We start from the raw sequence: 20,175 nt of genomic DNA, 5'->3' as shown, positions 1-20,175 counted from the left end.
GTAAAAAGAGGTTCCTGGTGCTTATTTGCGAGTTTTTGAGTTTATTTGCGAGTTTCGGGATATATTTGCGACTTCTGAAGTATATTTGCGACTTTACATTTTTATTTGCGACTTTCACGATATATTTGCTACCTGCCCACCTTGCGGGAACACAAAAAAAGAGACCGCTCCCAGCACGGCCTCCCCTCCCACTATTTCGCACTTACCCAACAATCCTAGTCCCATGAACCTCCCGAACATCCAGCTCCGCTGCAATCTCAGGCAGATTCTCATCCGTAATCCCGCCGCCCGGCATGATCGTAATCCGGCCTGCAGCATATTCCATATACTCCTGAAGACGCGGCAGATTCTCCAGGATCCCTGAATCAGCTGGCCCGCCATGCGTCAGAATCCGGGCCACACCATGCTCCGCGAGCCAGTCGATTGCCTGCAGCTGCTTGTCCTGCCGGATATGGTCAAACGCCATATGAAAGACAGTCTCCAGCCCTTCCGCAAGCTCCAATAAAACTTTCATTGCCCCCTCATCAATCCAGCCATCCTCCGTCAGGCAGCCGAAAACCACTCCATCTGCGCCGAGCTGCTTAAGATGAATAATATCTTCCTTCATAATCTCGATTTCTTCCGCACTGTAGACAAAATCTCCGCCCCGCGGCCTCACCATCGCCATGACTCCCGTGTTATGCCTGCGGCAATAGTCAATTGCTTTCACCGCAACCCCATGGCTGACAGTTGTCCCTCCGACCGAGAGATTATCGCACAGCTCCACGCGTTGGGCGCCTTTACTGATCTTCTCGGGAATCAGTGTCAGATTTTCTGCACACACTTCCTTCAGCATCTTCTCATCCTTTCGGCTTAGAGCATTTCCCTTAAATTAGTTTGGATTGAATCGGGCAGCATTTGAAAAAACAGCCCTTCGAATAGAATATCCAATACGCCTGCTGCAATTAACAGAAGCAGCAGGATCACCAGCCATCTCTTTTTCGCCATCTTCATCCCCCTATCCTTTATAGCCATTCACAAAGTACACCAGCGTTTGTTGTTCTTCATTGGTAAGCGGCCGGCCGCAAAACGCTTCAAGCCCTTTTTTCATCTTGTACTGATCGCCTTCGTAAGCCGAAACTAAGTGGGACAGAGTCCGGAGCAGGCTCGCTTCCGCCTGGTATTCTTCTCTTGTAATAGCCTTCCAATGGGAGATGATATACGTATCTGCATCGAACATCTCAATTTTATCAAGCATGTCGAGTGTTGCTTTAGCCGTAAAACGCCAGGTTGGCGCATACATCTTCGGCGCAGTCGCATCTGCCAGAAAGGCCATCCGCTCTTCTTTTATATAAATAATGACAGAATCAGGGGCGTGGTCTCCGCCCACCTGCTTCAGTACGCAGGTGATGCCGCCAAGGTCGATCGTCATTTCATCCATGAATGTTATGTCCGGCAGGCTGATCCGGATAGGCCGTTCCTGCTGCGGGAATTCTTGCTTGATTGCGTCCGCACAGAACTGGATCTCAATTCCCTCCTCAACCCGCTCGTCCAGTGATTGGTCATCCCACTTAAATGGGACCAGTTTTTCCATCTCCACCCTTGTATCAACAGAGGCAATCGACGGAATATCCAGGGATTCAAGCTCGAAGATATGGTCCCAATGCCAATGGGTAATGGCTGCCATAGTTGGCTGCGGCCTAACCGCTTCTTTTAATTTTTCCAAAAATAGCTTTGCGTGTGCCGCTGAATTGCCGGCATCTATCATCAAGGTATGCCTGTCCCCTGAGACAGCCATCAGAATCGGCCTGTCTGTCGGGCCAACAGGTGTTAAATACGAAATTCTGTCTGACCATAGAATCAATTCCTGTTCCATCATTCAATCTCCTTTGGCTGATTTCTATGCACTTTCTTTATAGCATAATTCAGGGAGATGATCATGGCCATCTTAATGTACTTCTTTAACCGCAAGCACTGCTTTCTTCTTCCCTCTGTAAAAATAAACCACATACAGCAGAAGGAACCAAACTGGCGTCAGCAGGAGCGCCGGCCTTGTTTCTTCAGCAATCAGCATGATGACGAGAATCATCGCAAACAATGCAAGGACGAGATAGTTCACTAATGGAGTGAACGGCGCCTTGAATGCAGATGCCGCATGCAGCTCAGGGCGCGCCTTTTTATACCTCAGATGGCAGATCAGGATGACGCCCCATACCCAGATGAAGCAGATTGCGCTGATGGTGGTCACAATGGCAAAGGCCTGCCCCGGCAAAAGCTTGCTCAAAAGAGCTCCAACGGATACGACCAAGGCTGACAGCCAGAGCGCATTGGCCGGCACATGCTGCTTGTTCAGCTTGTTCAGGCGTGCCGGTGCCTGATTGTTTTTGCTTAGGTTAAATAGAATCCGGCTCGTTGAGAATAATCCGCTGTTGCAGGCAGATGCCGCTGATGTCAGAACAACGAAATTGATGATTCCTGCCGCAACCGGGATTCCGATAAGGCTGAATGTTTTTACAAATGGGCTTTCTGCTGCATTCAGGTCCATCCATGGATTGATCGACAAAAGGACGATCAGGGCGCCCACATAGAAAAACAGGATGCGGAGCGGGATCTTATTGATGGCAGACGGGATATTTTTCTGCGGGTTGCTCGTTTCCGCTGCCGATACGCCCACGAGCTCCACGCCGACAAAGGCAAAGACGACCATCTGGAAGGAAAATAAGAAGCCTGCCGCCCCGTTCGGGAATGCTCCGCCATGTTCCCAGAGATTGCTCAGCGAAACGGTTCCCGCATCGGTCTTAAATCCGGTGATCAGCAGGAAGATGCCTACTGCGATCAGCCCAAGGATCGTAATTACTTTTATTAGGGCAAACCAGAACTCCAGCTCCCCGAACAGCTTGACCGTCAGCAGATTGAATCCTAGCAGAATGATCAAGGAGATAACGGCCGGCACCCATTGCGGGATGTCGAACCAGTATTGGACATAGACGCCGACTGCGATCACATCGGCCATCGCGGTCATGATCCAGCAGAACCAATAGGTCCAGCCTGTCACAAATGCCGCCCGCGGTCCGAGATAGTCCTCAGCGATATCTGTGAAAGACTGATAGCCCGCTTTAGAGAGCAGAAGCTCCCCGAGCGCCCTCATCACAAAAAACAGGGCTGTACCGACGAGAAGATACGCGAGGATGATGGACGGGCCGGCCTGCTGGATCGCTTTTCCGGACCCAAGGAACAACCCTGTCCCGATCGTGCCGCCAATCGCGATCAACTGTACATGCCTGTTGGCTAAATCTCTTTTTAACTCCTGCTGTGCCATTCCTGATTCCTCCTCTTAAAATGGGGTCTGACCCCCTGATGTGAAGTGCTGAACATAAAGCTTTAGTAAAATAAAAAAAGAGACTGGGGCATCCCCAATCTCCTGATCATCAGAATAACGAATATAAAGGCACGTCATACGGCATGCCAAATGTATATCCAATACTCTTCTGTCCTTTTGCCTGAGATGGTGAACCCTTCGGCGCCGCGGATACCCGCGGTCTCTCCAGAAGCTGCTCCTGCCACAGCACGACCCATGGCATTCATAGCTTGTTATGAAATTATACAGCAATATTTTTTATATAATAGTAGCGAACGGAGCGTTTGTCAACCGTTCCGTTTTCCTTCTCTTACAAAAAGAAAAAGGCGCTTCTTCGGGGGAAGCACCTCTTACACCATTATTTAGACAGATTCAAAGCCTTTTCGGAAACATAGAAATCTTTTCCGTTAAAGACCGTGACGCCATCGAGCTTTTTCGTAACAATCCTGTTGTTTTGTACGATATGAGCGATATTTTTGTTTACAGGCAATTCAATCTTTGTTTTACTTTTTTCTGCGATAAAGACCGGGTTGTTCGCATCTGTTACATCAACGCGGGTCTTGTAGCCTTTTTTCTCAAACGACTCTTTCGCATTGACGAACAGCTTGTCTGTCACGGATTTCAGGTTGAAGCCCATATGCTTTGCCATTGCTTTAGCAATATCAGTGTTATCGATCAATCCGAAAGGCCTTGATGGTCCATATGCGTACAAGAATACATCCTCACCGGTATGCCCGCCAGTGGAAAAGCCGATATTCGCGCGGTTTGCGAGCATCTTGGCCATGTCAGACTGCAGGTTTGCCGACGCCTTCAGCTTATCGAGCTCTTCTTTTGTCAGATTATCCAATCCGTACAGCCCGGCCACTTTTTCCATGTTTGAGCGGTCTGCTTTCAGTTGGCTTAAAGCCCCTTCAAGTGTCAGGGATGCTTTTTTCAGCGGATCGATATAAGCTGATACAGGAATTTCCGGGTAGTTGCTGTTTGTGTTGACATTCCCCATCGTGATTCCGCTGTTTCCGTGGTCACTGACTGCGATGACCATTGTGTTGCCGTCTTTTTTCGCAAAATCGAGTGCTTCTTTCACTGCATCATCAAATGCCAGTACATCACTAAGAATTCCGACGGTGTCATTGGCATGTGCTGCCCAGTCCACCTTGCTTCCTTCAACAAACAGGAAGAAGCCGTTTTTATTTTTGTCCAGCGTAGTGATCGCTTTTTTCGTCATGTCCGCCAGGGAAGGCTGGCTGCTTTTTGCAGCTTTTCGGTCAAAGTCATAGGCCATTGCGGAAGGAGCAAATGAACCCCAGATTTTATTTGATTTTGATTTCAGAAGGGCATCCCGTGTTTCGACAAACTGATAGCCGTTTTGACTGATCACATTCAATAGATTCTCGCCATCTGCGCGGGCATTCTTGGTTGTACCTGGTGCCAGAGATTCTTTCCCTCCGCCAAGGACTACATCAATATCCTGGTAGACCTGCTGCTCGGCAATGTCCTGGTAATTGCTGCGGTGCGCCGCATGGGATGAAAATCCTGCAGGTGTTGCATGCTGAATTTCAGATGTGGAAATGATTCCTGTCGACTTTCCAGCCAGCTTTGCCCCCTCGAGCACATTGGCCACCGGTCTGTGGGCATCCTTCTTGCTGACTGGAGCGACGCCTGGTGTATTCACCAGTGCAGGCAGAAGCCCGATCACCTTGTCATTGCTTTTATTGCCTGTTGCTAAAGCCGTTGCAGCAGGTGCAGAATCTGTGATTGCCGATTCTGCGGAATGGGTGCGCACTCCCCCGATGAGGATCTCATCCATCGCCAGATTCCCGCCTTTGTACCATCTCGCCAGGTTAGTCGCCCCAGCGCTTGTCCCGTCCATGACCATCATGATGACATTGGCAGGCTCTTTCTTCTTGTTGTCCTTTGCCTCAGCCAGGTGATTGTTTACAGCAAATCCTAGAGAAGAAAACGCAACAGCTGCAGCCACAGAAATCCCGGCAACCTTATTCCTCCACTGATTCTTCATTTCAAATCCCCCTTTAATTGATAGTTTCTAATTATCAGCATAATGAGGATGTATTAATTTTCATGTGATGTTCTGTTAAGTGATTGTAAATTGCAGGAAACAGGGCTTTTGGCATAGCATACCCTCCTGATATCAAAAAAATCATCTGGCCGCTATTCCGGTCTGCCGGCCCGAGATTTGCCCCATTTATTTTTGCAGAAAAAGAGGTAATTCACATCACACAGGGAATATATTGGTGAAGAATTGAAGCAAGGAGGAATGAAGATGTTTCAGACATTGGATGGTTTTTTAAAGCTATGGAACTATGAAGTACATACAACACAGAAGGTCCTCGACCAGCTGACAGATGAATCCCTGTCCCAGGAGGTCACAGCCCAGAACTGGACACTGGGAAGGATTGCCTGGCATACGGCAACAGCCATCGGTGTACTCGCCTCTCAAACCGGCCTGGCTTTTGAGGCCCCTGCCAAAGACTATCCGGTCCCCCAATCAGCCAAATTCATTTCCGACATCTACCAAAAAGCGAGCAGCGCTCTCGCTCATGCAGTCAAGGAGCAGTGGACAGACCAAACTCTCCGCGAAGAAAAAGACTTCTTCGGCCAAAGAATGTCAAACGGCCAGCTGTTATTCTTCATTATCCAGCACCAAATTCACCATCGCGGGCAAATGACTATCCTTATGCGTCAGGCAGGGTTAACGGTTCCTGGTGTCTATGGCCCAGCCAAAGAGGAATGGGCCATGATGGGGATGGAAGCGCCGCAGATGTGATGATGAAAAGATCTCTGCTCTTTTTCCCATTCGTTTTAATTATTTTCGCAGCTTCGGCCCAGGCATTAAGCTGGGCCTACCCTTTCGTCGTCTGGGATGGAAATGTTTATGAAGTGACAGATGAGAACGTGCCGGAGAGCCAAATCGGAGAAAATATTGGCGAAGTAGAAACCCGGCCTGATGACATGACGGGAGATTACTATGGGAATGCTTCCAATGAATATCAGATCGGCACAAAGTATTTTGAGATAAAGGATCTGCCAACTGACGAGGGCATAGCTGTTGAAATTGCAGACAGTGCATGGCAAAAAGCAGTCTTTGCCCATGAGGCGCCTTCTCATTGGATGGATGTGGTTCCTTATGTCCTCCTCACCCTTCTATTGCTGGCAGCTGCCATCGCTATTGCTTTCTACCTTAAGAAACGGAAATAAAACAGGTGCCTTCCCCGCTGCTGTACAATACGGGTCCAGGCATCTATTTTTATTCCCTTTTAAGAAATAATTCGTTCACATTTTTGCCGTAATTTCCTCTTAAGATTAGCCTTGTACCCAATTTGGCTAAAGGAGAGAATGTATGAACTTTTTAAAAAGATCTTTTTTAAGCGTGAAAGCCAGGAAAGGTAAAAGCCTGCTGCAAATTTTTGTTTTTACGGTCATTTGCGTCCTGGTCCTGGCCGGCCTATCCATTCAGACGGCCGCCAAAAAATCGGGAGACCTTGCCAGGCAGAAGCTTGGCGCCAATGTCACCCTGCAGGTCGATATGGAAAAGATGCGCGAGCAGATGCAGTCCCAGCAGACAAACGGAGAGCGCATGCGATTCCAGTCTGCCCCGATTCCTGCGGAAGCAGCAGAGGAACTGAGCTCATATGAACAAATCAAAGGCTATAATTTTTATTCTTCTACTACAGCCCTTGCTTCAAGCTTTGAACCAATCACAAATAATGAGTCAGGAACAACAGAAGAAGGCACCGCAGAATCAGCTGCTCCGGGCGGCAGGATGGGCGGCGGGATGGCCCAGGGAGACGTCAGCCTTCAGGGAGTAAGCTTTACTGATTCCACTGCGGAATTCATCGACGGGACTGCTTCTATCATCCAGGGTGAACATCTTACGGAAGACGACCTGGGAAAAAACGTTGTCCTCATTGAACAGACTCTTGCAGAAGAAAACGGACTGAAGGTGGGCGACTCCATTACAGTGGCCAATCCAAGAGATGATTCGGCCACACTCGATCTCCAAATCAAAGGTATCTATCAAACAGCTTCCACAGGCTCTGACCAGGGCATGGACTTTACCGCCATGATTCCATATAACAAGCTGTATGTGCCTTATACTAATGCTGCTGCACTGAAAGGCAGCGGCTATGAGGGGACCATTGACAGTGCCACTTACTATATTGATGATCCCGCTGATATGGAAAGCTTTGTCGCACAGGCGAAAAAGGAGAGCAGCATTGATTTTGAAACCTTTAAACTTGATGCAAATGATCAGCTGTACCAGCAGATGGTCGGGCCGATCGAGAACGTAGCAAGCTTTTCAAATAATATTGTTTATCTTGTCTCTATTGCAGGTGCCATCATTTTGGGACTGATTGTCATGATGTCGATCCGTGAACGCAAATATGAGATGGGCGTCCTTTTGGCAATTGGTGAACGGCGCTGGAAAATGGCCGGCCAGTTCATCGCTGAGATTCTTCTCGTTGCGGCGCTTTCCCTCGGAATTGCTACTTTCAGCGGCAATATCGTGGCCAAAGAAGTGAGCGACCAGCTATTGAATCAGGAATTGCAGTCAGCTGCGGAAACCTCAGAGCCTGAATCCTTCCGCGGCGGGGGAATGCGCTTTGGCGGCGGAATGCCGGGTATGCCCGGATTGCAATCAGAGCAGGCTGAAACCATTCAGGAATTGGACGTAAGCGTCACAGCAGACGATCTTGCCATGCTTGCAATGATTGGCATTCTGATTGCTGTCCTTTCTGCCCTGCTGCCATCCTTAACGGTTTTGCGCCTTCAGCCTAAAACGATATTGAGCAGACAGGATTAGAGGGGGGAAACAAAATGACTTTACTCAAATTTGAAAACATTAGTTATTGGTACAAGCAAGAGAATAAAAAGCATATGATCCTTGACAATATCAATGTCAGCTTTGAGAGCGGGGCTTTTTACACAATCATCGGCCCATCCGGTTCAGGAAAAACGACGTTCCTTGCGCTCGCCAGCGCCCTGGATGTTCCCAAAGAGGGAGCGGTAGTATATGAGGGGAAGGATATAAAGAAAATCGGGCTTACGAAATTCCGCAATAAGTATGTATCCATTGTTTTTCAATCTTACAATCTGCTTCCCTATATGACAGGGCTCCAAAACGTGATGACGGCAATGGAAATCACAGGGGCAAGCCATAAGAATAAAAAAGAATTCGCATTGAATATGCTGGAGCGTGTCGGCATCTCCAGCAGGCAGGCACAGCAGAAAGTGCTGACACTAAGCGGCGGCCAGCAGCAGCGTGTCTCGATTGCCCGGGCACTCTGCTGCGAAGCTGATCTGATTGTGGCCGATGAACCGACAGGAAATCTGGATGAAAACACAGCAAACGAAATTGTGAACCTGCTGAAGGACTTGGCTCATAACGAAGGGAAATGTGTGATTGTTGTAACCCATGACCAGAATATTGCTGAGAAATCTGACATTACGATCAAGCTATCAAAGGGAAAGATTACTTTGAACAAAAGAGAATGTGCTGAAACCCTGGTCTGATTGCTGCTGAAAAAACAGGAAAGGTGCCTGGCCCACGCTGCTTTACAGCTCAGAATGGGTCAGGCACCTATATTTATTCTTTCTCCCCCTGCTCTAACACCACTAGCAAATCTCCCTCATTTAGTACAGGCTTTTCGCTGAAGGTGAAAAAAACAAGGCTGCCGTTCTTTCTTTTTACGCATAGCGGAATTCTGTCCGTTTCCGTTTCTTCTTTTTCCACTGTCTGCTTGCTGTCAATTTCGATTGTCTTCAGTTTATAGCCGATATTGACCATTCTGTTCAGCTCAGTAAAGGTCGCTTCTTCTCCAAACAGCAGATGTGCTTTGAACGCGGTGGAGATTTCCTTATGCTCGGTTTTCCTTTCTGCTGTCGGCAGCGAGAAGGTATGGTTATATCCGAATTCAGGAAGATAGGTTTGGCAAACAAGCGCGTTATAGGCTGCATCCCCTTTCATAGCCAGGAGGAAATTATACGGGCTTTTGTCTATTTCGAAATCGCTGTGCTCTGAAAGAATCTCCCCCTGATAGGTCGGAATTTCCAGCTTTTTTGCAAGGAACAGCCGGTCAGCGGACGTGTCTGTGATCAGGGCGGAAACGTTTATCTCCTTCAAATGCTTAGCGAAGGCAATCGCAAAACTGCTCGCCCCCACCATCAGGACGCCTGAAGACTCAGGATTTGCCAATTTCAGCTTCCGGGCAATCGGGCCGATGGAAAAGCCATGGGCGCACACCGTAATAAAAACAAGGGCCAAGGTGAGCGGCGTGAGTATCGTTGCATTTGAATAGCCATCTTCTATTAATAAAGCGGCAAAATACCCTGAAACCGTCAAGGCAACGATTCCCCTCGGCGCAATCCAGCTCACGAGTGTTTTTTCCTGCAGTGTCAGTTCTGTTCCGATTGTGGAAAGCCAGATAGACACCGGCCTGATAAGAAACAGCATAGTGATGACAAATAAAATGATCGGCCACGTGAAAACGTCCATAATCGTCTCTCTTGTCAAAGAGGCCGTCAATAAAATAAAAACAGTAGAAGTCAGCATAACCGAAATGTTCTCCATAAAATGGCCGATGCTTCCGATTGAATGGACATGCTTCTTCGTCCGGGCGAGCGTCAGTCCCATTACCGTCACAGCCAGCATCCCAGTCTCATGCATGATTCCTTCGCCAAGCGCGAAGCAAATCAGGACAAAGCAAAAGATCAGAGGTGATTTCAAGTATTCAGGGAACAATCCTCTGCCCACCAGGAAGCTGACAAGCAGCCCTATTACAAGACCGATTAAAGTCGCCAGGAGGGCCTCGATAAAAAACGGAATGAAATCTTTAAACTGAAAAGGTCCATCCAAGGTAATTTTGATAATTTCATAAGCAAATAAGGCCAGTAAAGGACCAATCGGATCTACAATGATTCCTTCCCACTTCAGAACCGAAGAGACCCGGGCTGATAATTTTGCCTGCCTGAGCAACGGGATGATGACTGTAGGCCCGGTCACTACAAATAATCCGCCGATGATAAAGGAAATTTCAAGATCCAGCCCGGCAATATAGTGGGCTGCTAAAGAACCGCCGATCCAGGCAATGAGTGCTCCAAGTGTTACAATGCGAAAAACAGACTTGGAAATGCCTTTCAGCTCGCGGATATCAAGGCTCGTACTGCCCTCAAATAAGATCAGTGCAACAGCAAGAGAGATAATCGGGCTGTACAGCTCCCCCAGCCCTTCCTGCGGATTGACCAGACCCAACACCGGGCCGATTAAAAGCCCGGCAACCGTCATGATTACGATGGATGGCCACTGAATCCGCCACGCAAGCCACTGCGAAAACATACCGAGTACAATCACAATAACAATGCTCATTAAAGTAAAATCTGGTTGAATCTCAATCACCTTCTCCAATTGGCATATTTTTCACTTATCACATACCGGAAAGTTTACCAAATTAATGGGCGTTATAGAAATAGATTGGCTTCAGATAATGATTTGGACTCATTTCATATAGAAAAACATGATGGCCGTTACTTCAGATTGCAGAAAGGTAAAATAAGGAAAAAATGAGTCTTAAAGTGGTAATGCGGATAAGTCCTGCTTCAATCTTGATCATTGGATTCCTTATAGGGTTTTTTAATGCCGGTTCTCCAATAGAATCTATTATTCGGGTTTATACATAGAAATGCCGGGCCCCAATCGCTTAAAGCTTTGCGAAAAAATGGAGGCCCGGCATCAAGATCAGTGTGTACTCGCACATATTGCAAAAGGGCAAACCCGCCGAATCTCACCGCAGCATCGCCAGGCTTACTTCTTTTCCCCATCGCAATTCAGGCTGCATAAGCTGCTTTCAACAGCAAAATGCCCTATCTGATAGTAGGGCATGCTATGCTATCTCCTTTTCGCCACTTCTGCTCTATTCGGGGCCAGCGGAGGCTGTTCAAGCCACTTATTTTTCACCATAATATCAAACCAGTTTTTTGTGATCACCAGGTTCTGCAGAATGGTTGCTTCGTATGTAGTGACCAGGTCAGTTCTCATTGATGATGCCAGGCCTGCACCATGGTAGTTTTGGGCCGATTGAAATAAGAATCCCATATGATACATGATCAATTTATCGGAAAAAGGCGATTCCGCTGATATAGTAACTTCTGTTTCCCAGGACTTTGGCACCGGCAGATTATCTGTCTGCATGATCTTGGAAAGAGATTTGATCTGGTCATCGGCAGTCTTCTCAGAACTGGTTAAGAACTTTCTTACCTCTTCTGACTGGGCAATTTGACTGAAAGCAATCGAAAGAGTTTTGGCCATTATGCTCTTTTTGATGTTCATAGAAATACTGATAATCTCCGGCGCCGAAAGCGTTCTGCCTTTGCCGAAAAAACCGTCCTTGAAATCCTTGTTTGTGACAAGCTTCGGCTGTTCATCTGGATAAAATAACGGGTCCCTTTGGAAAAGACCTTTCTCGAGCAATAATTCAACGGTTTGATGATACATTTTTTTCGCATCTTCATCACATGCATCGTAAAATACTCTTAAGTCCTTTCTTACCGAAACGCCAAATGATGTGATGTGCCCCAGCAGTCCATGTGTAGTCATGATGTTTAAATAATTCAGGCAGAATGTATCTGTAAACAACCTCTGTTTCCCCGGGTACAAGTCGGTCTCACTAAACCCGACAGGAACAGGAAACCCCTCATTCTCAATAAACGCCTTAATCTGCGCCTTTTGCCGTTCGAATATCATGATCGCTTCATTAAAAATGCTTCTGATTTCTTCATCCTCAATAATGGAGTACATATATCTATTTATAATATCTACCGCAGTTCCGTTTATGTACTCCCCCCACAAGGAACCGATTTCAGAAGATGTCAGTTTCAATTTTTCCTTATCCATATCCAATCACCTCGCGAATATTATGTCCATTTTTTAGAAAGTCATCATATTTATTGAAGTGATTTTTTATGGCAATGGCTGAAGGAAACTTTTTATGGATAACAGGCCTTAAATGGGTTGCTGATATACAGACAATAAAAGGATTTCACGGAACGTACATCCTTCTCCTTTTTAACGATATAATATATCTAAGATTTATGACGAAAACAAAACATATGGAGTGCGAAATGAAAAGCAAAAGCAAAATAATTACTTCATTCTCACTTGCCTATTCGGTTCAATTAGCATCTGCTTTTTCCTTAACCACTTCTCAACTAATGATTTTCGTTTCAGCCGCTGCCTTTCTGCTATTTGGAATTGGATTGCTGATAAAGAAATTTTTAAATAAAAATAATTAGATCCATCAGGATTACCATTCATTAGCCAAAAAAAAAACGCTCGATTATTGTGAGCGTTTTTTCTGCTGTCACCGGATATATCAATTCTTCCGCTTGAATTATGCTTATCAACCTATGATGGCAGTGATAGCCAAACTATTGTTTTCGATTATTTTAAATATGCCTTCAACGTCTCTTGAAGTGTCCCCTTTGTTTCAGCATCCTTCTCAAAGCGGATGCCGGCACGAACCATCTTTTTGACAAGATCCGGCCTCAGCCCGGTAAGAATGGCCTTGGAACCCATCATGCCCACTCCAGCCAGGACCTTTTCAAAATCATCCATCACATCTTTTTCCATCATGGCGATGCCTGAAAGGTCTATAACTAGTGTCTGGATCCTTGTAGCTGCAATTTCATTTAGAACCTTCTCTTCTATTATTTCAACTCTGTATGTATCCATCGAGCCAATCAGAGGGAGGACAGAAACCGTCTCACTGACCGGTATGATAGGTACAGAAAGATGTTCAACCATTTCCCTCTGTTTAAGAAGCATTGTATCTTTATATTTTGAGTAGCTTAAGAAGAAATTGTTAAGAAACTGGTCAATCTGGTCATTCACCGCTTTTTCCAGCTCAAAAAAATCAGAAGCTGGGATCTTTTCATCTCTTGCCTCATTAAGGCTGCTGATAACCTGCCATGTGGTTCTTCTTATGGCCTGGACCCATTCCAGTTTCAAAGAAAGAGTTAAAGAATGCCCTGCCCAGGCAACCCCTTCTTCCTGAGCAAATGCGATAAGGTCCTTTTCATTGTGGTCAACAATAAAGTAAATTAATTTCCTCGCATTTTTTAGAAGGTCAATATTCCCCTTATTTAAAATCTCATTGATCTTCCCCGAAACATTCACAGCTTCAGACAGCAGTTTGTTTTCAAACTCTTCCCCATGGTTGTTAATAAATTGCACTAACTCATCCTTCAAGATTCGTTTGATACTCATTACTACATCCCCCTACTATGACTTATGAATAAAAAACATTTACTTATACCCCGATATTATAGCAGTTAAACCAGTTTTTTTGGTTTTTTGGGCCGGGGGGTCGGGTCCCTTGGCTCGGCCGAAAATAAGTGAGCTTGTCCCCTTTCTCCCTTTAAAGAATTTGAAGAAGGATATTGGCTTTATAAAGCGAACCTACTATGTGACAGTTCTTTTAACTAGGAGGTTTCATATGAAACTTGGGGCATTTTCTATTAGTTTAAACGTTAAAGACATCAACAACTCAAAAGCATTTTATGAAAAATTAGGATTCCATGCTCTTGGGGGCGATATCACCCAGAATTGGATCATTATGAAAAATGAAAGCTGTGTGATTGGGCTATTTCAAGGCATGTTCGAGAAAAATATTCTCACCTTCAATCCAGGTTGGAATCATAATGCAGAAAATACCGATTCATTCACAGACGTACGCGAGCTCCAAAAGCGGCTGAAAGAAAATGGAATCCACATTCTGTCTGAAGCAGATGAAACTGGCGAAGGCCCGGCGCATATAACCATTGAAGATCCTGATGGAAACCCCATCCTGATTGATCAGCATAGATAATCGGACCAAGAATAGAGGGGCCAGCAACTTATTTCCACCTGGATATATATACCTGGAAAAACCAAGGGGTCAGGTCCCTCAGCCCAATTGGGAGTTAAATCAATCGGTCCTATGAACAGAACTGCCGGCGATCCACCCTATGACATTGGCTAGCTGACACTTTATAAATGCCATGATGGCAGGAATTAGCCTCAACATGGTTTGAAATAATTGAAGTATCGCTTCAATTAATTTAAATATCAGCCGGATTGATTCAAAACTTTGTGGAGGGGTACAGGTCCCTTAGCTCAAGCGGGCCCTGGCACCTGTCCTTTCAGCCTATATTTGCGATTTTCCAAGCATCTTTGCGAGTTTTTTAATATATTTGCGACTTCCCAGTTTTATTTGCGACTTTCAAAATATATTTGCGTCTCTCCCGTTTTGAGGGTCAGATAAAACCCCTAGCTTACTCTCAGCGGCTCTTCATTTCCACCCGGATGCCCGATTCCAGAAGCAGGTTCTTTCTTCAAAGCGATAAACAAAATCATCCCAATAATACAGGCCGTACCCGCCCACTGAAAAACACCAAAAGGCTCCTTCAGCCAAAATACGGTTGTCAGAACAGCCGCAAGCGGCTCGACGCTGCCCAAAAGGCTGGTTTCCTTCGGCAGCAGGCTTTGCAGGCTTTCTATATAAAACCAAAATGCAATCATCGTCCCAAACAGGACCACAAAGACTAGATACACATAAGCTTCTCCCGTTATGCCCTGGAAGTCCATTCGCCAGGGAGGATGGACAAAGCTCAGCGCGGACCCGCCGATCATCATTGCCCACCCGACAATGACCAGGGAATCGTATTCCTTAAGCAGCGGTACAGCATACAGCGTATAAAAGGCCAATGCCGCCCCGGACAAAACTCCCCATACGATCGCTGGCACCGGCACAGATAACTGCGAGATGGAGCCGTTCGTCAGCAAGAAGAAGCTTCCGGACAAAGCCAAGGCAATGGTCAGCAAATCTCCCCGCGTCAGCACCGTTAGTTTGCGGAGGACCAGGTATAAGATGATCATTACAGGAGCCAAGTACTGCAGAAGCGTTGCCACCGCGGCATTTCCATGCTCGATCGAAGCCATATAGGTGTATTGGACAGCAAGCATTCCGAGCAGACCAAAAATAATCAAACGCAGAGCCGAGCTTTTCTTTTTCCATACACCAAGAATCTGGGCACGATCTTTGGCAAAGCATTGGACGGCTAAAAGCAAACCCCCTGCAATGAGCAGCCTTACGGTCACCAGCCAATCCACATCAATCTGAAAATCCTGAAATAGCTTCTTGGCCGCTGTACCGCCAACCCCCCAAAACATCGCGCCCGTCATAACAAGAAGTATTCCCTTACGCCTGTCCATGCTTGATTCTCCACCTTTCAAAGCCATGGGGACAGGTCCTCTGGCCCAAAATGGGCCAAGGGACCTGTCCCCCCGGCCCAACTCCGTCTTAATAACCCAGCCTATAAACAATCTCCCCATCAATTACCCGGCCGTCAGCCTCAAATCCGAGCTTTTCATACATTTCCTTCGCCCGGTCATTCTCCGGCTCGAAGCTCAAGTAGATGACCTGGTGATCCTTATCTTCCTTGATCCGCTCAATCAGCTTCTCCATCGCCGCTTTCCCATAGCCTTTGGACTGATATTTGGCGTCGATCATCAGGCGGTAGATCCAGTATTCCTTATTGTCGAAATCCATGCAGTACATTGTGAAGCCTACCAGCTCTTCCTCATGGTAGATTGCCAGGCAATTGCACTCCGGAAATGCCTTCGCCTGTGCCAGCGAGAACAGATTCGTCGCGACAAATGACTTCTGCTCTTCCGCTACCTTTAAATCAATCACATCAAAAAAGTTATGTCTGTCTACTTCTTTTAAAAAAATCATCATATCCTCCTGCATTTATGTATTTTGCTTTGTTCTGCTGACAAACTCTTGTATGACCCGATTATGCTCATCCTTCCGCTCCGTAAATTCCCCGCTTGTATATTCATCTATTACAGACCGCCAAAACCCTTGGGCAGGCTTGTTTTTCTCAATCTGGAAAATCTCCCACCTGCCTTTGTGCAGTCCAAAGATATCCTTAGCCACCTGCTTCCCAAGGCCTTCCCGGCGGTATTTTTTCAAAATAAAAAACTCGTTGATGGAGAGAGATTCGCTGTCTTCTGCCACCAGCACAAAACCGGCATAGTGCCCATTGAGCTTGATTACATATGGGTAATGGCCCTCTTCCGTCCAGTAGTCTTGCAGCGGATACTCGCTAAATCTCCCATTATCCCCGACATGCGCATCGATGAACTCGGAAAAATCGTAAATATAAAACTGGAATAAGTTCAGGAGCGCTTCCTCATGCTCCGCTCCTGCTTTGATGATTTCGTATTCCATCCCTTAGCACCCCTCTAATTGGCATCTTCTGTATATTCACCGCGATATGTTGGAAATCCTGCTATACAAAAAAAGACAGCCGGGCGGTATCACCTAGTTGTCTTTTGAGGGCGCATCTGCGCATATATTCAGTTCCAGGCGCTCATGCCGCCTTTTACATTCGTAATATATTTAAATCCTGCCTTTTTCAGCAGTTTACCTGCTTTATTGCTTCTCATCCCGCTCTGGCAGATGACGACCACTTCTTTATCTTTGTCCAGCATGTTTGATTTGCCATGAAGCTCATGCAGAGGGATGTTTTTAAATTCCTTGATATGATTGGTTTGAAATTCCCTGCTGGTCCGGACGTCGATAAACTGTTTCTTTTTATCCTTTAACTCGCCCTTTAGTTCAGCGGCTGTAATCTGCCTGATCCCCTTTGCCGGCAGCATCCGCTGCAGCAGCAAGAATACTAATAGCCCGATCAGCAGATAGTTTAGATATTCCATCAAGGCTTCCTCCTCATTGTTTTTTAGGGTATGAAAATTTATCTTAGCCCCGGTTCCAGACCTCTTCTTCCAGAATGCTGTTCTGCCATCTCATAGCTCACAACCTGGAATCCTTTCTTTCTCAAAAACCGGATGCCCAGGTTCAGTTCCAGCCGGTCAGAAGCGATCACATGGATTTCGCCTGGACTGATTTCATTATAAAAACGCCCTAAATAGGCATAAGGTATATCTACAGAATCACAGTTCATATCTACAGCTTTGTTATTATAATCCCTGATATCGACTGCGGTCAGACCAGGATCATTGCCGGATTCAGTGCAAGGGACATGGGGAACAGGGACATAGCGCTTATAAAGGCTAGCTGCTAAACCGACGAATATTACCATCATGATTGAAATAAGCATACCCACCACCCTATATTTAGGTTATGGTTTAATAATATACCCCCACAGGTATAAAGTCAAGCGTGGTAAATCCAAAACGCCGGATAGAATAAAAGAATTTTTCCAATAAAAAGAGGGCCGTTACAGCCCTTTCCTATTAGGTAATCACCAATCCATAAACTTGTAAATCGCCTTACCTTACAGCGCACCGGTTCGGCCCTGTTTCCATTTCGCTCTGCTCGTCCGCTTCCGGCTCTATTTTCCCCATATTGGTTTTCCTGATTTTCTCATAAGAGTTTGGCTGCGGAGGAAGATTCTCTGTCACGGCTTTCCGGAAGCTTTCTTTGCTTTCAATGTTGAGGCCGTGATTTTGCTTATATAAAGTCCCCAGTTTCGCTGACACACTGCCGTCTTCGTTCATTTCCTCAATCGACATATAGTGGGCCGGCAGCACAACGACATCATCATGAATTTCTTTGTACCGGGAATACAGGGTTTTCCTCAAATCCTCGGCCCAGCCCCCAGCCTTTCCGGCCAGATCCGGGCGGCCGATTGAATCAATGAACAAGATATCCCCTGTCAGAAGATAGTCTCCATCGACAAGCAAGGATGTGCTGCCGATCGTGTGGCCGGGAGAATAGAGCGCCTTGATTGACACATTGCCGATTGAGATAACATCTCCATCCTGCAGTTTATTGTAAGAAAACCCCACCTCTTCCGCATCCTTCGGCGGGAGATAATAGTCAGCGCCCGCCTCTTCGGCAAGCTTTCTTCCCCCTGAAATATGGTCCGCATGAAGGTGGGTATCGATAAGAGCCTTAAGCGTGACGCTGCTTTCATGTTCCCGGATAAAATTCTGGTATTGTTCACTCATCCGGTTTGTGTCTACAATCGCCCCTTCTCCATTCGAAATAATGAGATAAGACAGACAGCCTTTCCCGATCCGGACAAATTGATAGATCGAACCTCCGCTTTTCAGATCAGCGATCTTGATCGGCTCAAGATGCTCACTCCATGCTTTCATACCGCCCTCAATGGAATAAACATCCGTAAATCCCGCTTTCCCGAATTCCTCGGCCTCCTTTTTAGAGGAATTTCCTTTTGCACAAACAACATAGATTTCCTTATTTTTTGGAAACTTGTCCAGAATAGGTTCGACCCCCTCTTCTGTCACCTTCTTATAAGGGGCATTCAGTACTTCTACATTCTTCCCCTCGATCTTCCAGTCATCAAAAGCATCTGTGCTCCTGGCATCCACGATGAAAAGCTCTTCTCCACTGATCACTTTTTCAGCAAGTTTTTTTACTGAGATTGTTTTTACAGACATATGCAAATCTCCTTCCAGGCAAAAAATTCCCTCATGCCTTTACTCGTTCTTATACGCTTTTATTCAAGCAGCCGATCAGGCGCTCTTCAATATCTTCAGCCATTTCCTGCAGGGGCCTTTGGTCCAGTATGCTGATGAGGGCTGTCGGCCGGGGCAGGCCGATTTTCGTTTGGCCTTCTTCTTTATACACAACAATTTTGCAGGGCAGAAAGTATCCTGCAAGTTTAGTTTCTTTCAGTATCCGCTCGGCTTCTTTCGGATTGCATACCTCAAGGACGATGAACTCTTCATCCAGATGGCATCCTTTTTCATCGAGCTTTTCCTTGATATCAAATGTCCATAGAACACCGAATTTCTCCTCTTTCAGATTGTTCTCCAATGCTGCAATCGCATCCTGTATGGATTTTTGGGTGGTGACTGTGTAATGAAAATTCATCGGCCTTCATTCCTTTCTTTTAATAAAACTTTATATTGGCTTGTATTTGCCTATGCTAGAATACTAGCAGGGGTATTAAACTATGCCCTTATTCTGCCCGGAAGTAAACTTCTTATTTTTTTTCAGGACAAAAGGACCCTTTTAACAAAAACTTAACAGAGAGCATGGATACTGTAAGAAAGGAGTGAAGGAGTATGGCTGATATCGGAATATGGTTCGCTTTGACTGCGGGGATATTATCGTTTTTTTCTCCCTGTGTGTTTCCGCTTCTGCCCGCTTATGTCACACATCTGACTGGCGGGACAATCGAGAATGCGAAAATGCAGGTCGAGCGCAGCAAGCTTTTCGTCCGGTCTTTCGGATTTATTATGGGCTTCAGCCTGATATTTATTACATTGGGGGCGTCTGCCAGCCTGCTGGGACAGGTGCTGGCTGATTACCGGATTTATGTCATGCAGGCGGCCGGACTTCTGATCATCATTTTTGGATTGCAGATGGCGGGAATCATAAACATCAAGCTGCTGATGAAGGAGAAGAAAGTGCAGGCAGACCGTAAGCCAAAAGGGCTCTTCAGTTCTATCTTATTGGGAATGGCCTTTGCCAGCGGATGGTCCCCTTGTGTCGGACTCGCCCTGTCATCGATCCTGCTTCTGGCAAGTTCCCATGATACGCTCATCCAGGGGGTCTACCTGCTGACCGCGTACTCTATAGGAATGGCAGTCCCTTTCCTGCTCATTTCCATCGTCGTTTCTTATTCACTGAAAAGCATCAGAAAGATCAACAAGCATTTATCAAAGCTGGCCGTCATTAATGGCGGCATCATGATCGCTCTCGGGCTGTTCATTTTAACAGGGCAGATGCAAAAAATCAGTGCCTGGCTTTCCGCCTACAGTTTATTTGAATTCTAGAAATGGGGTA

Annotated in this window: 22 protein-coding genes and 1 riboswitch; of the genes, 7 read left to right on the top strand and 15 right to left on the bottom strand. The window is 46.3% G+C overall.

Going from position 1 to position 20,175, the window contains the following annotated elements:
* Nucleotides 1–202: 202 nt before the first annotated feature.
* From FZD51_RS19115 to FZD51_RS19100, 5 genes are all read right to left on the bottom strand, one after another.
* The gene (locus FZD51_RS19115; protein ID WP_148976220.1) at nucleotides 203–835 is read right to left on the bottom strand and encodes a copper homeostasis protein CutC; all 633 of its coding nucleotides are present in this window, start codon (nucleotides 833–835) and stop codon (nucleotides 203–205) included.
* Between the two features lie 17 nt (nucleotides 836–852).
* Entirely contained in the window at nucleotides 853–987 is a 135-nt protein-coding gene (locus FZD51_RS26710; protein ID WP_262381001.1) for a hypothetical protein, read from the bottom strand.
* Between the two features lie 10 nt (nucleotides 988–997).
* The gene (locus tag FZD51_RS19110) at nucleotides 998–1,858 is read right to left on the bottom strand and encodes an MBL fold metallo-hydrolase (RefSeq protein WP_148976219.1); all 861 of its coding nucleotides are present in this window, start codon (nucleotides 1,856–1,858) and stop codon (nucleotides 998–1,000) included.
* A 69-nt stretch (nucleotides 1,859–1,927) separates the two neighbouring features.
* Nucleotides 1,928–3,298 carry an amino acid permease gene (locus tag FZD51_RS19105; RefSeq protein WP_148976218.1) on the bottom strand — a complete coding sequence of 457 codons (1,371 nt, stop codon included), beginning with the start codon at nucleotides 3,296–3,298 and terminating at the stop codon, nucleotides 1,928–1,930.
* 159 nt (nucleotides 3,299–3,457) lie between these two features.
* A riboswitch (glycine riboswitch) is annotated at nucleotides 3,458–3,537 on the bottom strand.
* A 158-nt stretch (nucleotides 3,538–3,695) separates the two neighbouring features.
* The gene (locus tag FZD51_RS19100; protein WP_148976217.1) at nucleotides 3,696–5,354 is read right to left on the bottom strand and encodes an alkaline phosphatase; all 1,659 of its coding nucleotides are present in this window, start codon (nucleotides 5,352–5,354) and stop codon (nucleotides 3,696–3,698) included.
* 264 nt (nucleotides 5,355–5,618) lie between these two features.
* Here FZD51_RS19100 and FZD51_RS19095 point away from each other — a divergent pair, with 264 nt between their 5' ends.
* From FZD51_RS19095 to FZD51_RS19080, 4 genes are all read left to right on the top strand, one after another.
* The gene (locus FZD51_RS19095; RefSeq protein ID WP_148976216.1) at nucleotides 5,619–6,122 is read left to right on the top strand and encodes a DinB family protein; all 504 of its coding nucleotides are present in this window, start codon (nucleotides 5,619–5,621) and stop codon (nucleotides 6,120–6,122) included.
* The gene (locus FZD51_RS19090) at nucleotides 6,122–6,553 is read left to right on the top strand and encodes a hypothetical protein (RefSeq protein ID WP_148976215.1); all 432 of its coding nucleotides are present in this window, start codon (nucleotides 6,122–6,124) and stop codon (nucleotides 6,551–6,553) included. The genes FZD51_RS19095 and FZD51_RS19090 overlap by 1 nt, the downstream gene beginning before the upstream one ends.
* A gap of 142 nt (nucleotides 6,554–6,695) precedes the next feature.
* Complete coding sequence (locus tag FZD51_RS19085) at nucleotides 6,696–8,159, top strand: ABC transporter permease (RefSeq protein ID WP_148976214.1); 1,464 nt, start codon at nucleotides 6,696–6,698, stop codon at nucleotides 8,157–8,159.
* 14 nt (nucleotides 8,160–8,173) lie between these two features.
* Nucleotides 8,174–8,869 carry an ABC transporter ATP-binding protein gene (locus tag FZD51_RS19080; RefSeq protein ID WP_148976213.1) on the top strand — a complete coding sequence of 232 codons (696 nt, stop codon included), beginning with the start codon at nucleotides 8,174–8,176 and terminating at the stop codon, nucleotides 8,867–8,869.
* Between the two features lie 73 nt (nucleotides 8,870–8,942).
* On the opposite strand, the gene FZD51_RS19075 is transcribed toward FZD51_RS19080, so the two are convergent.
* Nucleotides 8,943–10,691, bottom strand: a complete 1,749-nt coding sequence (locus FZD51_RS19075; RefSeq protein WP_420886282.1) for a cation:proton antiporter — start codon at nucleotides 10,689–10,691, stop codon at nucleotides 8,943–8,945.
* A gap of 549 nt (nucleotides 10,692–11,240) precedes the next feature.
* On the bottom strand, nucleotides 11,241–12,245 hold the full coding sequence (locus FZD51_RS19070) for a DUF3231 family protein (RefSeq protein ID WP_148976212.1): 1,005 nt from the start codon (nucleotides 12,243–12,245) through the stop codon (nucleotides 11,241–11,243).
* 68 nt (nucleotides 12,246–12,313) lie between these two features.
* On the opposite strand from FZD51_RS19070, the gene FZD51_RS19065 reads away from it, so the two are divergent.
* Complete coding sequence (locus FZD51_RS19065; protein WP_148976211.1) at nucleotides 12,314–12,643, top strand: hypothetical protein; 330 nt, start codon at nucleotides 12,314–12,316, stop codon at nucleotides 12,641–12,643.
* Nucleotides 12,644–12,791: 148 nt separating this feature from the next.
* Here FZD51_RS19065 and FZD51_RS19060 read toward each other — a convergent pair whose 3' ends face one another.
* On the bottom strand, nucleotides 12,792–13,616 hold the full coding sequence (locus FZD51_RS19060; protein ID WP_187445827.1) for an STAS domain-containing protein: 825 nt from the start codon (nucleotides 13,614–13,616) through the stop codon (nucleotides 12,792–12,794).
* 229 nt (nucleotides 13,617–13,845) lie between these two features.
* Here FZD51_RS19060 and FZD51_RS19055 point away from each other — a divergent pair, with 229 nt between their 5' ends.
* Nucleotides 13,846–14,217 carry a VOC family protein gene (locus FZD51_RS19055; RefSeq protein ID WP_148976210.1) on the top strand — a complete coding sequence of 124 codons (372 nt, stop codon included), beginning with the start codon at nucleotides 13,846–13,848 and terminating at the stop codon, nucleotides 14,215–14,217.
* A gap of 440 nt (nucleotides 14,218–14,657) precedes the next feature.
* Here FZD51_RS19055 and FZD51_RS19050 read toward each other — a convergent pair whose 3' ends face one another.
* The 7 genes from FZD51_RS19050 to FZD51_RS19020 all read right to left on the bottom strand — a co-directional run bounded on the left by FZD51_RS19050 (nucleotide 14,658) and on the right by FZD51_RS19020 (nucleotide 19,257).
* The gene (locus FZD51_RS19050) at nucleotides 14,658–15,602 is read right to left on the bottom strand and encodes a DMT family transporter (RefSeq protein WP_148976209.1); all 945 of its coding nucleotides are present in this window, start codon (nucleotides 15,600–15,602) and stop codon (nucleotides 14,658–14,660) included.
* An 88-nt stretch (nucleotides 15,603–15,690) separates the two neighbouring features.
* Complete coding sequence (locus tag FZD51_RS19045; RefSeq protein ID WP_262380998.1) at nucleotides 15,691–16,128, bottom strand: GNAT family N-acetyltransferase; 438 nt, start codon at nucleotides 16,126–16,128, stop codon at nucleotides 15,691–15,693.
* A 12-nt stretch (nucleotides 16,129–16,140) separates the two neighbouring features.
* Nucleotides 16,141–16,623 (bottom strand): GNAT family N-acetyltransferase, encoded by a 483-nt coding sequence (locus tag FZD51_RS19040; protein WP_148976208.1) that lies wholly within the window; start codon nucleotides 16,621–16,623, stop codon nucleotides 16,141–16,143.
* 128 nt (nucleotides 16,624–16,751) lie between these two features.
* Nucleotides 16,752–17,111, bottom strand: coding sequence for a rhodanese-like domain-containing protein (locus FZD51_RS19035; RefSeq protein WP_148976207.1), 360 nt, complete (start codon nucleotides 17,109–17,111; stop codon nucleotides 16,752–16,754).
* 38 nt (nucleotides 17,112–17,149) lie between these two features.
* The gene (locus tag FZD51_RS19030) at nucleotides 17,150–17,515 is read right to left on the bottom strand and encodes a sulfurtransferase (RefSeq protein ID WP_262380997.1); all 366 of its coding nucleotides are present in this window, start codon (nucleotides 17,513–17,515) and stop codon (nucleotides 17,150–17,152) included.
* A 172-nt stretch (nucleotides 17,516–17,687) separates the two neighbouring features.
* Nucleotides 17,688–18,821, bottom strand: coding sequence for an MBL fold metallo-hydrolase (locus tag FZD51_RS19025; RefSeq protein ID WP_148976206.1), 1,134 nt, complete (start codon nucleotides 18,819–18,821; stop codon nucleotides 17,688–17,690).
* 49 nt (nucleotides 18,822–18,870) lie between these two features.
* Entirely contained in the window at nucleotides 18,871–19,257 is a 387-nt protein-coding gene (locus FZD51_RS19020; RefSeq protein WP_148976205.1) for a DUF302 domain-containing protein, read from the bottom strand.
* A gap of 194 nt (nucleotides 19,258–19,451) precedes the next feature.
* Here FZD51_RS19020 and FZD51_RS19015 point away from each other — a divergent pair, with 194 nt between their 5' ends.
* Nucleotides 19,452–20,165 (top strand): cytochrome c biogenesis CcdA family protein, encoded by a 714-nt coding sequence (locus FZD51_RS19015; RefSeq protein ID WP_148976204.1) that lies wholly within the window; start codon nucleotides 19,452–19,454, stop codon nucleotides 20,163–20,165.
* Nucleotides 20,166–20,175 lie beyond the last annotated feature (10 nt).

Origin of the sequence: Bacillus infantis (assembly GCF_008180445.1) — a bacterium.
In the GTDB taxonomy this organism is placed as follows: Bacteria; Bacillota; Bacilli; order Bacillales; family Cytobacillaceae; genus Bacillus_AB; species Bacillus_AB infantis_B.
This window is presented reverse-complemented; position numbering and strand designations above follow the sequence as displayed.